This window comes from Pseudoalteromonas aurantia 208, assembly GCF_014858725.1.
Lineage (GTDB): Bacteria > Pseudomonadota > Gammaproteobacteria > Enterobacterales > Alteromonadaceae > Pseudoalteromonas > Pseudoalteromonas aurantia.
In genome coordinates, this window is the sequence record NZ_AQGV01000012.1 from 486,759 (window position 1) to 504,275 (window position 17,517).

Sequence of the window (17,517 nt, forward strand, 5' to 3'; positions counted from 1 at the left end):
TTTAATATTTGTTGATTTAATATGGCTAATTAGCCTGTTAGGTATTTGTTACCTCAAATCAAAATACAAAGGCGATGAATGAGTTAATAAGTTTGTATTAAGAAAGCGTTAAGAGATAAATAACTATAAATAACAAAGAGATGGTGATGGGCTTACAAGCAATAAAACCGTATGAACGTTTGTATATCAATGAGTGTTTGATAGATCCAAACACAGGCGAAGTGATGATTAACGGGCATTCATATATATTAGAGCCAAAAGTCATGGCATTGCTACTGATATTGGCTGAAAGGCCACACTATGTCTTTTCGGCTGAATACCTGTTTGAACGAGTTTGGCCTCGTTCGGTTTATAGCCCTAATTCAGTGAGACGCAACATAGCCTTATTAAGGCAAGCGCTGTCTGATAATGATAAAAGTGTAATTAAAACACATCCTAAGCGCGGTTATAGCCTAGTGGCTGATGTTAAGAAAGAACAACCAGTACAAAAACAGGTAAAGAATAAACAAGCAGGTGCCAACGTGGCAATTTTAACTGCTGCTGGGCTTTGTTGTGTGTGTTTATGTGTGTGGTTGTATGGCAGTGTAATGTCAAAACCAACAATTCAGTTGTCAAATTTGTCCCCAGTTACAGCAAGCGACGAAAGTGAGCGTTACATGCAGGTAGGCGCTGAGGGTCGATTTATGGCTTATATCCAAAATGGCCAAAGCAGCTCACAGCGGCGATTGTTAATGAAAGACCTGATTACGAAGCAAAGCTGGCAATTGAGTGAAGAAATGCACGAGTATACTTACCTTGCTTGGGATACTAACAACCACGCCGTGGTTTATTCTTATAATTCACCACAAGGGGTTACATTTGGCCGTGTGTTACTTAATAGTCAAACGAAGCCAGTCAGTAATGAAGTTTTGTTTGCTCGCAGAGATATTCGTTGGAATAGCTTGTTTCATATTGATAATAAGCAAAACTTATATTATTTAGCCAATTTTAATGCTTCCGAACATAGCCGTAACGTAAGTTTATATCAGCACAATTTGATATCAGGAAAGATTATTGAATTATTAGCACCGCGTGACGACTTTAAGCCTTACAAACTGGCACTATCTCCTGATCATCAGCGGCTAGCACTGATTGGTTTTGACGAACAATCTATATCAGAAGTACAGTTATACAAGATAAAAACGCATCAGATATCAGAGCTTACTAAAATTGATCACAATTGGCATTTTATGACTTGGTTGGCTGATCAAGACGTGTTGCTGTTGAGTAACGGGAGCCAGGTAAAATTATTGACTCTCGCGGGTAAGGTCAGTGATCTTAATTTTAAAAGCTATAATTTTTTGATTTATCCTCAGGGAGTTAAAAATAAACTGTATTTTATTGAAGGCCAATCAGATCAAGATATTTTAACAAGTCAGCTCGACGTATTAGTGACACCAAAAAAAATGATTGATTCGAATACTGTCGATAAAGGGGCTGCTTTTTCACCGAGTGAGCAATATGTGGCGTATGTTTCAATGAAAAGTGGTGCTCCCCAATTATTCGTCCAGGATATTGCGAGCGGTAGAGAACGGTTAGTATTTGAAAATAGTGACAAGGCATTGTCGTTAGCTTCACCGGTATGGGACCATGACAGTAAGCGCCTTGCTAGTGCCGTAAACAACATGCCATTTATGGTGCATTTAAAAGAAAGCACATTCACAATTGAATTTATTCCAGATGTGATAGGCTTGCCTAAAGCATGGTTGAGACTGTCAAATGCTTTATTATTTATAGATAAGAAAACCCACTCCGATAGGATCGTCAAGGTAGATTTAGACACACAGCAAAATACGGTGGTGATCGGGTCGGTGTTACCAAGTAACGTATTTTTAGATAATCAAGATCGCATCTTGAGTGCTGAGGGAGGTCGCATCACTGTATTCGGGTCTGATCATACCCTGTTAACAGCACCGAGTGCGATAACACAAATATACCCAACGCCAGCGGGTTTTTATTATCGCTATGACTACAACATGAAACCTGAAATTAGCTTTTATTCATTTGAGCGTGGAGAAATCGAACTCAGCGACAAATTTCGAGCTTTTTGTCATGATTATTGTGGGCAAATAACAAGTTTTAGTAACAACTATATATTGCTGAGTAAAAAAGCGTGGGTATCAGATATTTTGTCGCTTGATATTACGACGAACATATAAAAAAGCCACATATTGAGTGGGTATATCGAAGCTACTTAGATATAAACTCAATAATACTGAGATCCTTAAAGGGCTGCTATTGCTTTTTTAAGGTAGCGATGACTTGCTACCTTAATTAGTTTGGTATTACTGGGCGCCACTTTCCATAATCGACGTACTGCCTGTCTTCGCCAGTTCAGCAAGATCTTTGTCGATCCAGAACAATGATTTACCATCCTCACCAACCAGCTCAAGTTTATCAAGAATACCTTTAAATAGCTTTTCTTCTTCATGCTGCTCTGCAACATACCACTGCAAAAAGTTAAATGTTGAGTAATCATGAGTTGTAAAAGCGACGTGTGTTAACGCATTGATACGTTTTGTGATCAAACACTCATGTTCATAGGTGTTACGGAAAATATCCCCTAGAGATTCGAAATGGTGAGGAGGGGCTTCAATGGCACCTAAAATAGGCAATGCACCCGTTTCACTTACATAGGTGAAAAGGCGATTCATGTGCTCCATTTCTTCAACCGCATGTTTTCTTAAAAACTCAGCCGCACCTTCAAAACCACGATCTTCACACCATGCACTCATCTGTAAATAAAGGTTTGAAGAATAAAATTCTAGGTTAATCTGTTCGTTTAACTTTTCTACCATTTCTGGGGCTAGCATATGGGAAACTCCTCAAAAAAATTATGCATGCATTGTTCTTTAATACGTATTCAAATACAAGCAGAACAGCGTGAAATTCGAAGAAAAATAACAATTTAAGTTACGAGAAGGGGATTTATGCATTAAGCAAAAAACGTAATCACTCTCATTAAAACTCCTTTGCTATATTACGGCTCTAATTGATGGCAGAGGTACAATTTGAAGTGAAAATGCGAATGATTATTTCAGTTTAATGCCTTTGCAAAGGTATTTTTTGTCATTTGCGGTACGAGCACATTTTTTACACAAATAATGACTAGGCGAAACAATATCGGTTAATTGAGTGAGCTTGCTCTCGATTTCTTTTTTTTTCCATTCACATAGCGTTTTACTCATACAACCTACCAAAAACCATTAAATACAAATTAGCATTATTATCATCTCGTTATTAATGGGGTTTTTACCCTAAATATATAAAGAATACTAGTTATTTCTATGCTGGCTGATGGACATTTATGGTAAAGAAAGTCGCTTAAATAGCTGTTCGTTATATGTGTGTTGTTTGTTGAATTTATGTTGGGACCTATGATCTACTTTTTGAAGCTTAGCGGTGTTCAATAATACCTTGAAGAGTGTAATAAAAGTTGTAAAGCCATTGATTTGATAATTTACCAGTCATAAAAATGACTTGTTTGTAACTTACACTGATGGCGTTTTTGAGATACTTCAGTGGAGATGTGACAGATATGCCAAAAACGGGGGGCCGCTCATTTAATAAGTTAATGACGAATGTTGTTTATGCTTGGCTAATGTGTAGTTGTGTTTTTGGGGTTATTGCATCGTTGCTTTATATTCAAAAACAGCACTCTTCGAAACAACATCTTCAGGATATCGTGCATAAAGTACAGTTTGAGCTGAACTCACAGATTCAAGCGGTAGACGAATTTTTACTTGAAGCAGAAAAAATTGATACGACTTGCACACCTGACACGCTAAAAATACTACGACAACACGTATTTAAAAACCCAGCTGTCAGTGAAATTGGTATTGTAAATTCAGCTGGTCTATTAGCATGTAACTCATTTGGCGTTGTCGCACCAGCGATTCAAACGACTGAGCCTGTTAAAGCGCTAGGCCTGAGGTATCATGGCCCCATAATTAGTGATTACTTAGAAATGTCAGCGTTTGTGTTGGCAAGAACACGAACAGATGGATACGAAGTCAATGTACTGATGCCCTCGACCTGGCTAAGAGGATCGCTCAATTTAGCACAGTATTCACAGTTTGATTTTGTCGCTTTAGTTGATGCTAAAACCGGTGTACCCATTATTCTGCATGGGTTGTATAGCTTACCTTTAAATAAAAAACTATTTCCGCTAAATCATATGTATACGGGGTCAGAAAAGTTTGATGATGGTGCAGAAAAGTATTTCATGACAACGCCATTGTCTGCACTACCTGAGTTAGCACTCATTGTGAGTAGTAATACCGTGCAGTTTGACGATTTAAATCCACAGTTATTGAGCATGTTTGTTTTACTCTATGTAGCAATGTGGTTGTGTGTCTGCGTTTTGCTGAATTACTATGATAAACGACAACTGGGATTAAAGCAGCAGCTTAAGCGAGCTTTGCTAAAAAAGGAGTTGTTTAATGTTTACCAGCCTTTAATCGACGCTATGAGCGACCGAATTATTGGTGTTGAAGTTTTGATCCGCTGGCAACATCCCGTTGAAGGAGAGCTAAGTCCTGCGTTATTTATTCCTGAAGCAGAGCGAAGTGGTGCGATTGTAGACATTTCCATCGCGCAAATTAAGCAGGCGATCATTGAGTTGAGACCTATTTTAGCCGCGCAACCTGAGTTTAAAGTATCTTTTAATGTAAATGGACGTTTACTGACGGACTCGAGGTATTTAGAGGTGCTGCGACAAGCCTGTCGCGATATTAGTACTTTAACCATAGAGCTGACTGAAAGAGACGTTCTTTCACAGGAACGAGTAAAGAAAATACTTGAGATGATAAAAGGGTGGGGCGTTGAAATTGCGATTGACGACTTTGGCACCGGCTACAGTGGTTTACACTATCTACAGAGCTTTTCAATTGATTTACTTAAAATAGATCAGAGCTTTGTGGCTTCAATAGGGTTAGATAACTTGCAGTCACCAGTACTAAACGCCATGATTGACATGGCTGGTAATCTAAACAAAAAATTGATTGCCGAAGGGGTGGAAACCAATACACAAGCCCAATATCTCCTTGCTCATGGCGTTACGATTCATCAGGGGTGGCTTTATGCTAAGGCACAGAACATAGCGCGCCTTAGAGAGATAATGTTAAAGCAAACATTAGCATGGCAAACGCAGAGTAAAGCGGGCTAAGTGAGTGTACTTTTCTAGAGGTGTTTATTTTTAAAAATTTAACTTGAGGTAGGTGTAAAGTATTGGTCATTATGATTGATACGCTTTGGATTTATTGCAAGGAATCAATTATGGATAAAGTGCTAACAAAATTATTAACATGTTCCCTGGTGATTTCGGTTGCTGGTGGATGCAGTTCAACCACTGGATTAATTGCCTCCTTTGAAGATTTAACCACAGAAACAAGTAAAGAAGGTTTTACAAAAATTCCTCAATATCGCGTTATCTCAATCCCTGGCATGCTGCCATTTTCAGATATCGGGGGCGTTCATTTTTACAAATCTCAGAGAAAACCATCTTCATCGATAGGTATTACTTTAGAAGCTAATAGTTATGCAATTGAAACGACGATTGGTGGTGAAGATGATTCATGTGCTGAGGAATGCATATATGATATCAAAGAAAAGATTTTATCAGTTAAAAACCTTGCATTTGATTTGGCCCAAGCAAGAATAAACCTTGCTGTAGAAACAGCATCATCAGTAGTGAAAAAGAAAGAAGAGTACGCCTCGCTCCGTAATGAGTTTAATAAGCAGTATAAAGAGGCACTAGAATTAATTAAGAAAAGTGGAGTTATGGTGTTTACTTGGAGCACAGGTTCTGAACAATCAGGCTCTATTGGTTTGGGGAAACTTTTTGGTACGTCACAGTCACAGAGTAAATTGCAAAGCGGTTTTGCTGTCGTCAGTGGGTTAAAAATATCTCAGTTGTATGTAGGTAGTGACATAGGTAATACTTGGGGGGGACTTAATCGAAGCTCTGGTTTCAGCAACCGGTTTGAAGTGACTACTTATAATCTGCAAGCCCAATACATCACTTATATGGCGGAAAGCGAATGGAGCGCATCGACTAAGTTTGATTTTGAAGCAGCAGCTGAACTGCTATCTAACTCTGGCACACTTTCTGAACGATTAGGTAGTATCGAGATTAAGCAAGCTTTAGCCAAGACTTCGAGTTTAATGAATATGGGCGTAACTGGTTTGTCAAAGAGAGAAAAAGTGATAGTTGATTGGGAGAAGCCATTTAAAAAACCAATCGGTTGCTTAAATGGTAGCAACGGCAGTGATTTTAACACAAATAATGGTTGGCAAACTATTTATGCAGTAAAGTCTGACTTAAAAGATATATTATCAATGAGAAAAAAACTTATAGGTTCCGAGTGATAAACAGTTTGTCTGTGGGTTTGGAGCTGTGCAATTGCAGGAAGTACCTTCATTTTTTAATGATATAGTTTATTTATCTTAGCTACTGATGGCAACAGGGGCTGTATATGAGTAACAATACTTTAAGACACGTACAGGAGCCCGAAAAGCTTTGCGCTCAGAGTGTAATAGCAGGGTTGTCTGTAAAGTGATTAGACGATTTAATTTGGACAACCTAACTTTTGTATGGAATATCAATTAGAGAAGGTTCTATATTGATATGTATCGGGTTTGTGGTTGGGGATAAGGCTTGTAATTTTGAAGCGCTTGATACTGTCGTCGGCTCTAAGCAGGGTAATGTCTTAATGCCATGGTTATATCTATGTATAGTTTTCATCGACAGTATTGACGAGTTTGTACATATACATGCTTAGGTTGGAGCCTCTTACACATCAAGGTATGACTCAGCAATTTAGCACGAATATCGGCTGATTTAGTGCTTTTGGTATTCACGTGTTAAATACAAGGTGCTTCAAGTCACCTTGTATTTGGAGGCTTTAGAAATGTAGGCTATATATTAGCGAAAAAGCAGCCAAAACGAGGCAATGAAACTTCACTATTTGCATACTGTCCTGTGTTGTGGGGCAAATCACTATGGGTGTCAGATGCATTGACCGTTAAGTTAAGAGACTGCGCTTTATCACCTAAGTTAAATACACATAAAGTGCACTCCCCTTGATAATGACGATAAAACGCCACGATTGGCTCTGGGGTGTGTATAAACTCAATACTACCAAGCAATAGCGTCGGCATTGTTTTTCGCCATGCCATAAAATGACTAAACATGTGTAATGTTGAATTAGGCTGCGCTAATTGTTGCTCAACTGAGTATTTGCGATGTTCTGCTGCGATAGGCAACCAAGGTGCTTGTGAACTAAATCCGGCAAACTCAGTTGTATCTTGCCAGGGCATCGGTGTGCGACATCCGTCACGGCCTTTGAAGTTAGGCCAAAAAGTAATGCCATAGGGGTCCTGTAAATCGGAAAAAGCCACATCAGCTTCGCCAAGTCCTAACTCCTCTCCTTGATAAACACAGACACTGCCTCGCAGAGATGCCAACAGCGCTGACAGCATAGCTGCTTGTTGAGGGTCTGTGTTATCACTGTGATGCCAGCGACTAGCAACACGTTCTACATCATGATTGCTAAATGCCCAGCAGGGCCAACCTTGGGTCATTTCTTGTTCAAGCTTAGACACCGTCTCACGAATATATGCGGCACTATAATCATTTGTAAGTAGCTCAAAGCTATAGCCCATATGCAATTTATTACCATCTGAGGTGTACTCAGCCATGGTTTTGAGTGAATCTTCAGAGGAGATCTCTCCTAAACTAACAGCACCGGGGTAGCGGTCAAGTAGTTGACGGATCTCTTGCATGAATGCCAAGTTTTCAGGTTGTGTATTGTTGAAGTGATGATATTGAAATGCATAAGGGTTGTCTTCACTAAAGCCCCGGCCTTGGCGCAATTCTTTTGGTTTGGCAGGGTTATCTCTGAGCTGGGCATCATGATAACAAAAGTTAATGGCATCAAGTCGAAACCCATCAACCCCTTTTTTTAGCCAAAACTCAACATTGTCTAACACTGCTTGTCTAACGTCTGGGTTATGGAAGTTTAAGTCGGGTTGTTCGGTTAAAAAGTTGTGCAAGTAATACTGACAACGTCTTGGTTCCCATTGCCATGCCGAACCGCCAAAAATAGATAACCAATTATTAGGGGCACTGCCATCTGCTTTTGCATCGGCCCATACATACCAATCTGCTTTGGCGTTGAGACTATTTTCACGACTTTGTATAAACCACTCATGTTCATTTGAGGTATGGCTGAGTACTTGGTCAATAATGATTTTGATGTCGCGTTGATGTGCCTGAGCGATTAAAGTATCAAAATCATCTAGGCTACCGAACATCGGATCAATATCGCGATAGTCGCTAATGTCGTATCCAAAGTCTTTCATAGGAGACTTAAAAAAAGGGGATATCCAGATGGCATCAACGCCTAAGGATTTGACATAATCGAGTTTATTAATGATCCCTTGTAAATCACCAATGCCATCATTATTTGTATCTTGGAAACTACGAGGGTAAATCTGATAAATAACCGCGCCTTTCCACCATTCATTTTGAGCCATGCACTTTCTCCAAATTTGTGCTCGATACGACTTACTCAGGTTTTACTCATTAAAAGCAATGTGAGTGTTGTGCAATATTGGCTGAAAGCATACGTGATGCGAGAAAAGCTGTAAAAAGGTTGCATACGTATGCAGCAAAAATAACGAATTCTCTCAGGACGAAAAAGGCGCATACTGTGACCAGTGCCAATTTGTTAGGGAAGTTTACCAATTGGTTGCCTAGATTATCGCCTTGTTTTATAAGTACTGATATAGCAGCGAAATAGAATTATATTTTGGTAATACCAATTAACAAAATCATTTAATATCAGTTGATCGTGTTTGCTTTTAGGTGAAAAGTATGACGTTTTGTGTGGTTTAACGTTAAGTTTTTTGTAAAAATGAGGAAAATAGCTGTGATAATATAGTAAGGCGTGCAATATGTATTATGTCTATATAATACATTGGCTTAGCTGTGTTTTATGTGATAGAAATGTAAACATGTTACGGGGGCACTCCCTTTGAATACGTATGCATAAAGTTGTTTATGAAATTAAGAGAGCGCTACTATTCATCCTGACAACAAAAGAAGTTAGAGATAAGTCTGTTTGACAATAACCAAACATCTATCACGACATATACTCTGGCAATAAAAATTGGGTAATTGGGATAAAACACTATGTCTATGTTCAAACCAAGTATGTTAACGCTGGCTCTTATTGGAGCGGGGGTTGTTTCTCATACTGCTTATGCAGCGCAAGAAAAGAAAATCGATTCAGATAAAAAAGTCGAAGTTATCGAAGTTAAAGGCTTTAGAGCAAGTGTAATTGAATCTATCAATACCAAACGCTTCTCTTCAGAAGTTGTTGAATCCATTTCAGCTGAAGACATAGGGAAATTACCAGATTCTTCTATTGCAGAGTCAATAGCACGATTACCAGGGTTAACAGCACAGCGTCTTGATGGCCGTGCGAGTAAAGTAAGCATTCGCGGTTTTGGTGAGAATGAAAGTGCTACCACGTTTAATGGCCGTGAGCAAGTGTCAATTTCAGATAACCGTGGTGTTGAATTTGATTTGTATCCATCAGAGATCATGAGTGGCGTAACCGTATACAAAACGCCCAGTGCACGCTTAGAGGCTGAAGGAATAGCAGGCGTTATAGATATGCAAACGGTTAAGCCGTTAAGCGTTGATGAACGAGTTATACAGGTTAATGGTCAGTATGAGCAAACCAGTTTTGAAAAGCTAAACCCAGACGGTAACGATGATGGATTTAGAGGGACGGTATCCTACATAGACAAATTTGCAGACGATACGATTGGGGTGGCCGTTGCATTATCTACGATGACTTCGCCAAATCAGGAAAAACGTTGGAATGCATGGGGTTACCCTGAATTTGAAGGTACGGACGGTAAAAATTATTCTATTTTAGGCGGAGCAAAGCCTTTTGTTCGTTCATCGACCCTTGAACGTGATTCTGCCATGTTTGTACTTGAAGCGGCACCGAGCGATAAATTGTCGATGGTATTTGATGCGCTTTATGTTGACTACAAAGATGAAAAAATTCTCAGAGGTATTGAGATCCCATTTGCATGGGGACAAGGCTCAATTCCTGCGTCAAGTGCTACTATTGATACCAATTCAGGCTTTGTTAATAGTGCCGTGACACAAGGTCAGCGAGTGGTTGTTCGTAACGATTATGAAGATCGAGACGCGGAACTGACTTCATTTGGCTTTAATGCAAAATACGACGTTAGTGAAACACTGTCATTTGAGTTTGATGCAAGCCACTCGAGTGTTGAACGTAAAGTTTGGAGCTTGGAAAGCTACTCAGGTACTGGACGAGGAGATGATAGAGGCGTTGCAGACAACCTAGGTTATACATTTTCGGGCAGCAATACTGGGGCGCAATTTTCACACCAGTTAGATTATGGTGATTATAACTTAATTCAAATAGGTGGCCCGTTGTCATGGGGTTGGAGTTCAGCTCTGAACGAAAAGTATGGTGTTGTAGGCACTGAATACGAAAATCAACTGCAAGATGGTTTTATTAATGCGCCAACGGTTGATGATGAATTGAATGCGTTGAAATTTGCCGCTAAGCAAGCGCTGGAAAATGATTATATTAATAGTGTAGAGTTTGGTATTTCACGTCGAGAGCGAGAGAAAACAAAAGTATCTGAAGGCTATTTTATGACTTCAGGAGAATTTTCTTACCCCAATAACCCTGGCATGATGTCTGTACCAGAGGAGTATCGATTAGGTACTGCCAACTTAGACTTTATTGGTATGGGTAATATGATTGCGTATGACTCACGTCGTATGGTTGCTGATGGCAAATTTGATTTACTCGCAGAAAGCTTAACCAATCCGAGCCATGCAACGAAGTCTTGGTCTGTGGAGGAAGAAGTAACTGCTGCTTATATTCAAGCCAATATAGATGCCGAAGTTGCAGGGTTGCCTCTAACAGGAAACGCTGGCTTGCGCTATGTCAAGACAAAACAAACGGGGAAAGGTAATGCCTTTAACAGTGTCGATGGTAAGGTGGTGACGTCACCAACCATGGTTGAGCATGATTATTCTCATTTATTACCAAGCTTAAATTTGTCATTGGCACTTGATGAAACTCAAACGATTCGCTTTGGTGTGGCAAAAACGATTTCTCGACCGCGTTTGGATGAAATGAACGCGTCGGTCAATGCCAAATATAACCAAAGACCCGATGAAAATGGAAACTATTGGGAAGTCAGTGGTGGTAATCCCACACTTGAGCCGAAAGAATCGGTGGGTTTGGATTTAACTTATGAGAACTACTTTAGTGCTGAAGGTTATTTCTCTGTTGCCGTATTCCAAAAAGATTTAAAGCAGTGGATATTTGACGGAACATACGAAATAGACATGACAGGGGTAGTAGATCCTATCTCAGGAGAGTTACCGCCAAACTCAACGGGCAGTGGTTCAGGTAAGGTCAATGGTGGTGGCGGAGATTTATGGGGCTATGAACTGGCCTTAACGTTACCATTTAACCTTTTCCATGACAGCCTTGAGGGTTTTGGTTTGATGGCAAGTCATACGAGTGTTAGGTCTGATATTGATGACCAAAATGGGAATGAATATGATCTGCCGGGTCTATCGGACCGCATACAAAGCTTCACACTTTACTATGAAAACCACGGTTTCCAAGCAAGAACAAGTATGCGTAAACGCAGTGATTTTAAAGGCGACGTATATGGACTAGGCTTTGATACTGTTCAAGTTGATATTTTAGGTGAAACGATTTGGGATGCGCAGTTGGGCTACGATTTTGCTGAAGGCGGATTCGACGAGTTGGCTGGGTTGTCGGTTAGTATACAAGTACAGAATATTACTGAAGAACCATTTACAGCGCTCTCTGGTGACAATGCATTACAAGTACGTGACTACCAAGACTATGGCCGTACTTATTTAGTGGGCTTTAGCTACAAGTTTTAATCAAGCATTAAATTGCAAATAGAGTGAAAGCCCTTGTTGTGTATGCAGCAAGGGCTTTTTAGTCAGCGTTTAGTTGGGCTGAGCATAAGGTATGATAGACAAATCGTTTTGGAGCATAAGTTAATGGAGAGTCAAACACGACAAACACTGACGATTGTGGGCGGTGGTACAGCAGGTTGGCTTACAGCGAGTTTATTTGCAAAAGTGATGGGTAAGCAACTTAATATTATCTTGGTAGAATCTGACAATATTGCATCCGTCGGCGTAGGCGAAGCAACCATCCCGCCTATTTTGCCATTTAATGGGGCGCTGGGTATTGATGAAAATACATTTATACAAGCCACGAAAGCGACTATTAAACTAGGGATCCAGTTTGAAGGCTGGAGCAAAACTAAACCCAGTTATATGCATGCGTTTGGCAATATCGGCAAGGATTTTCCATTTTGCGATTTCTATCATCATTGGCTAGCCGCTAAAGCGCTGGGAAACAAACATGATTTTTGGGATTTTTCCCTGAATTACCAAGCAGCGAAACAGCATAAATTTGCCAAATTACAAAACATACCGAATACACGACTAAAGGGCCTGTCGTATGCCTATCATTTCGATGCGCATTTATATGCACAGTTTTTAAGCCAGCATGCGCAAAGTATGGGGGTGACTCGAATTGAAGGTACGGTGGATTCAGTAGGTATCGCAGCAGAAACTGGGTTTGTAGAGCAGTTAACATTAACTGATGGTCAGCAAGTATCAGGAGACGTATTTGTTGATTGTACCGGCATGCATGCTTTGCTGATTGAGAAAACACTCAACTGTGGATTTGAAGATTGGTCTCACTGGTTGCCATGCGATAGAGCGATGGCGGTACAAAGTGCGCATGAAAGTGAAAATATTGAACCTTTTACGCGTTCTACTGTGCACCGTGCTGGTTGGCAGTGGCGGATACCATTACAGCACCGAGTGGGCAATGGCATTGTTTATTCAAGTAAACATATGAGTGATGAATGCGCAAAAGCAACGTTGTTAGAAAACGTATCAGGAGAGGTATTAGGAAGCCCGAAAGTGATCCGCTTTCGTACAGGTAAGCGATTGACACCATGGCATAAAAATGTGGTTGCCATAGGCCTTTCAAGTGGCTTTTTAGAGCCACTAGAGTCGACCAGCATTCATTTAATTCAAACCGCAGCCGTGCGTTTATTGAAGCTTTTCCCCCAAGGCAGCATAAATCAGAGCAGCGTTGAGCAGTTTAATCGTGAAACAGGGCAAGAGCTTGAGCAAATTCGTGATTTTATTATCTTGCATTACAAGCTTAACGACCGAGCTGATAGTGACTTTTGGCGTTTGTGTTCAGGAATGGCGATTCCTGAACGCTTAAAGCACAGAATTGCGCTATTTAAAGAGTCGGGCGTATTACCTCACCAAGCTGATGCGCTATTTGCAGTAATGGCTTGGCAACAAGTGATGATAGGGCAAGGTCTGATACCCGAGCAACAACACCCACTGATAGATAGCTTGAGTGCTCAGCAACGAAATGAGTTGCTTGTTAATTTAAAAACGTTAATTGATGCAACGGTTGCATCGCTGCCAACACATGATGTGTTTTTAGCATCATTACAAAAAGAATAAATTGAGGATCTCATGAAGCAACATTTGTTAGTTATTGTCAGTGTTTTGTTGGCATTGAGTTTTACAAGCCGTAATGTCCAGGCTTTGGTATTTGAGCCACAAAATTGGTGGATAGGGATGGCACATCAATCGTTACAAATATTAGTACGTGAACCTAATATAAAGCAGGCCAACTGGCAACTGATTCCATACCAGGGTGTGTCGCTGGTAGGGGTTAGTCGTGGGGACAGTAACAACTATGCATTTTTAAATGTTGAAGTCAGTCCGCAAGCACGTTCTGGTGAGCTGCACTTTACTTATCAATTAAAGGGTAAGTCGTATGAAGTTACGTATCCTTTATACCCGCGAGCTGACAACAGTGCACAGCGTAAAGGGTTTAGCAGTAAAGATGTTATTTACTTAATTAACCCAGATCGTTTTGCAAATGGCGACATAAAAAATGACACACTACTGGGAATGCGAGAAGCCGCAGATCCTCAAAGCCGTGGTGGTCGCCATGGTGGAGATTTACAGGGCATTATCGACCATTTAGATTATTTACAGGGGATGGGGTTTAGCCAGTTGTGGTTAACGCCGGTACGTGAAAATGACATGCCAAGCTACTCTTACCATGGTTATGCAATCACGGATTTTTATCGTATAGATGAACGAATGGGCAGTACCGACGACTATATTGAGCTGAGTGTTCAAGCTCGAGAAAAAGGCTTAGGGTTGATCATGGACATGGTATTAAATCATTCCGGCTCAGAGCATTGGTGGGTGGGTGACCCTCCGACCAATGATTGGTTGAACTTTGGCGGAAAGTTTAGCTCAACAAGTCACGCAAGGCAGACGGTTCAAGACCCAAATGCCAGTGAGTATGATAAAAAGCAATTTACGGATGGCTGGTTTGTTCCAACCATGCCAGATTTAAATCAGCGCCAACCACTCTTAGCGAACTACTTGATCCAACATGCAATCTGGTGGATTGAAACAGCTAACTTAAGTGGTATTCGGGTCGATACTTATTCTTATTCAGATAAAGCGTTTTTAGCACAATGGACACGCAGAATAATGAATGAGTATCCTGAGTTTAACATTGTTGGTGAAGAGTGGTCAGCGGACCCAGCCATTGCATCTTATTGGCAAGCGGGCAAAGTAAATAGAGATGGTTATCGTTCGGCGTTACCGAGCGTGATGGATTTTTCATTACAAGAGGCATTGATAAAAGCACTGAATGAACCGGAATCTTGGAATACGGGGTGGGTGAGAGTGTATCAATCACTCGCGAATGATTTTTTATATGCAAATCCGAATAATTTACTGATTTTCGCCGACAATCACGATATGAGCCGTGTTTACACTGAGCTTGGGCAAGATTTAGCGAAAACTAAGCTGGCAATAACCTTGTTACTTACAACGCGTGGCATCCCACAAATCTATTATGGTACTGAGGTGTTGTTAGATAACACAGGCTCAAATGATCACGGGGATATTCGTATTGATTTTCCTGGTGGATTTGCTGGGCAGATTCAAGATGCGAAAACACAGAGAGGGCTCAATGAGCGTCAAAAAACGATGCAAAACTATGTTCGTCAGTTACTTCAAATACGTAATAGCAATACGGTATTAACTGAGGGGAAATTAATTCACTTTAGTCCATTTGACGGTATTTATAGCTATGCACGAAGAAACGCGACAGACACAATTTTGGTGTTGTTAAACAAACAAGGTCGTGCTGTCACGGTTGACCCTGTGCGTTTTCAAGAAGTGACAAAAGGCAGTCACACTGGGCACGAGTTATTAACACAAAGGCCAATCAGGTTGAATGAAATGAGGAGCATACCGGCGCATTCAGCACAGTTAATACACATTAAGCATACTGATAAATGAATAGATGTGCTGAATACGTATGCAAGTGGTTCAATCTAGCGTACATGGCAATGTAGACTGCAATAGATGCTTAATAATAATGAAATAATTATGATAAGAAATAAATTTTTAAGTTTGCCGACACATTTAACCGTGGTATTCAGCTCGATGTTGGGCTGTTTAACATTGGCTGCTTGCTCGCAGCAGCAGGCGCACGTTAAGCCAACACTGTTGCCTCAGCAAGCTATACCCGTTGATTCACATATGCCAGAGAAACCTGTTGTCTATCAGGTATTCACACGCTTATTTGGTAATACCAATACTGCAAACATTCCTTGGGGCTCGGCCGCTGAGAATGGCGTAGGTAAATTCAATGACTTTACCCCAAAAGCGTTACAAGCAATTAAAACGCTGGGCGTCACGCATATGTGGTATACCGGAGTATTGCATCACGCAGTTGTATTACCAGAAAGTGTAAATGGCATAACAAGTGACGACCCTGATGTGGTAAAAGGTCGTGCCGGTTCACCTTATGCCATTAAAGATTATTACAATGTGAACCCTGATTTAGCACAAGATCCGCAGCATCGACTACAGGAGTTCTCACAGTTAATTACGCGTACACATCAGGCGGGGATGAAAGTGGTTATCGATATTGTGCCAAACCATGTGGCACGTAATTACCACTCAATCTCTATGCCTGAAGGCGTGACTAACTTTGGCGAAAATGACGATACCAGTGTGACATATGCGCGGGATAATAATTTTTATTACGTCACAAATGAGGCATTCTCAGTGCCTCTCAGTTCAGAGTATCAGCCGCTTGGGGGACAAGCGCATATATTAGCTGATGGTCAGTTTAATGAGTACCCTGCGAAGTGGACAGGTAACGGCGCACGCGCTGCACAACCTGATATCAATGATTGGTATGAAACCGTTAAAGTTAATTATGGCGTAAAACCTGATGGTAGCTATGATTTTCCGACCCTACCAGATGACTTTGCGCACAAAAGTACTGCTGAGCACTATGCGTTTTGGCAGCAACATCGCTTACCGAGTAGTTGGTATAAGTTTAGGGAGATCGTGTACTTTTGGTTAGAGCAAGGTGTTGATGGTTTCCGTTATGATATGGCTGAAATGGTGCCTGTTGAATTTTGGAGCTTTTTAAACTCCTCCATTAAAACCAAAAACCCGAATGCCTTTTTGTTAGCCGAGGTGTATAACCCAACTTTATACCGACCTTATATTCACCAAGGTAAAATGGATTACCTGTATGACAAAGTGGGTTTTTATGACAGCTTAAAGGCGCTGATGCAACAAACAGGCAGTGCGAAACAAGTGATATCAGCACATCGCAGTGTGCAAGATATAGCACCCCATATGCTGCATTTTTTAGAAAACCATGATGAGCAACGCATAGCAAGTCCTGAATTTGTGGGCGATGCGCACATGGGAAAACCCGCTATGGTGGTATCGCATTTAATAAGCCAGTCGCCCAGTATGCTGTATTTTGGTCAAACTGTTGGTGAAGATGGCTCAGAAAATGCGGGATTTGGTCAGCCAAGTAGAACCAGCATTTTTGATTATGTTGGCGTACCAGCACATCAAGCTTGGATGAACAATGGCGCGTTTGATGGGGGGATGTTGTCTGATGAGCAACGTGCGTTACGTCAATTCTATGAGATCTTGATGCCGTTAAATAAAGCGCCCGCGGTTGCTCACGGACAGCTTGGGCAAGTGGCACTACAAACAGCCAGTGATATAGCTCGTCAACGCGTTATGGCGTTTACCCGAGAGCACGCACAACAGCAATTGCTGGTGGTCAGTAATTTTGATGCCAAGCAAAATCATACGGTGACAGTTAAGTTGCCAGTAAGTTGGCAAAGCCGAGAAGGTTTACCCGTGACAGATTTATTAAAAGCACATGCAAATAGTCAAGTTGATGCGACAGGGCATATTACAGTGACGTTAGCACCGCGTGAAAGCGTGGTTTACCAAAAAGAGGATTAGCC

At 40.9% G+C, this 17,517-nt stretch carries 9 protein-coding genes; 7 read left to right on the top strand and 2 right to left on the bottom strand.

The features are described 5' to 3' along the window. Nucleotides 1-146 precede the first annotated feature (146 nt). Nucleotides 147-2,198, top strand: coding sequence for a winged helix-turn-helix domain-containing protein (locus tag PAUR_RS06335; protein WP_192506952.1), 2,052 nt, complete (start codon nucleotides 147-149; stop codon nucleotides 2,196-2,198). A gap of 126 nt (nucleotides 2,199-2,324) precedes the next feature. On the opposite strand, the gene ftnA is transcribed toward PAUR_RS06335, so the two are convergent. Then, nucleotides 2,325-2,852 carry a non-heme ferritin gene (gene ftnA / locus PAUR_RS06340; protein WP_192506953.1) on the bottom strand — a complete coding sequence of 176 codons (528 nt, stop codon included), beginning with the start codon at nucleotides 2,850-2,852 and terminating at the stop codon, nucleotides 2,325-2,327. A gap of 686 nt (nucleotides 2,853-3,538) precedes the next feature. Here ftnA and PAUR_RS06345 point away from each other — a divergent pair. Together PAUR_RS06345 and PAUR_RS06350 are read left to right on the top strand one after the other, a co-directional pair. After that, nucleotides 3,539-5,206 carry an EAL domain-containing protein gene (locus PAUR_RS06345; RefSeq protein WP_225738298.1) on the top strand — a complete coding sequence of 556 codons (1,668 nt, stop codon included), beginning with the start codon at nucleotides 3,539-3,541 and terminating at the stop codon, nucleotides 5,204-5,206. Nucleotides 5,207-5,316: 110 nt separating this feature from the next. After that, on the top strand, nucleotides 5,317-6,408 hold the full coding sequence (locus tag PAUR_RS06350; protein WP_192506954.1) for a hypothetical protein: 1,092 nt from the start codon (nucleotides 5,317-5,319) through the stop codon (nucleotides 6,406-6,408). 549 nt (nucleotides 6,409-6,957) lie between these two features. Here the strand turns inward: PAUR_RS06350 and PAUR_RS06355 are convergent. Next, complete coding sequence (locus tag PAUR_RS06355) at nucleotides 6,958-8,577, bottom strand: alpha-glucosidase (protein WP_192506955.1); 1,620 nt, start codon at nucleotides 8,575-8,577, stop codon at nucleotides 6,958-6,960. 658 nt (nucleotides 8,578-9,235) lie between these two features. On the opposite strand from PAUR_RS06355, the gene PAUR_RS06360 reads away from it, so the two are divergent. From PAUR_RS06360 to PAUR_RS06375, 4 genes are all read left to right on the top strand, one after another. Then, a complete protein-coding gene (locus PAUR_RS06360) occupies nucleotides 9,236-12,028 on the top strand; it encodes a TonB-dependent receptor (protein ID WP_192506956.1) in 2,793 nt (930 codons plus the stop codon). A gap of 123 nt (nucleotides 12,029-12,151) precedes the next feature. Further along, nucleotides 12,152-13,654 carry a tryptophan halogenase family protein gene (locus PAUR_RS06365; protein ID WP_192506957.1) on the top strand — a complete coding sequence of 501 codons (1,503 nt, stop codon included), beginning with the start codon at nucleotides 12,152-12,154 and terminating at the stop codon, nucleotides 13,652-13,654. Between the two features lie 12 nt (nucleotides 13,655-13,666). Then, on the top strand, nucleotides 13,667-15,526 hold the full coding sequence (locus PAUR_RS06370) for a glycoside hydrolase family 13 protein (RefSeq protein ID WP_192506958.1): 1,860 nt from the start codon (nucleotides 13,667-13,669) through the stop codon (nucleotides 15,524-15,526). A gap of 90 nt (nucleotides 15,527-15,616) precedes the next feature. Beyond that, entirely contained in the window at nucleotides 15,617-17,515 is a 1,899-nt protein-coding gene (locus tag PAUR_RS06375; RefSeq protein WP_192506959.1) for an alpha-amylase family glycosyl hydrolase, read from the top strand. Nucleotides 17,516-17,517 lie beyond the last annotated feature (2 nt).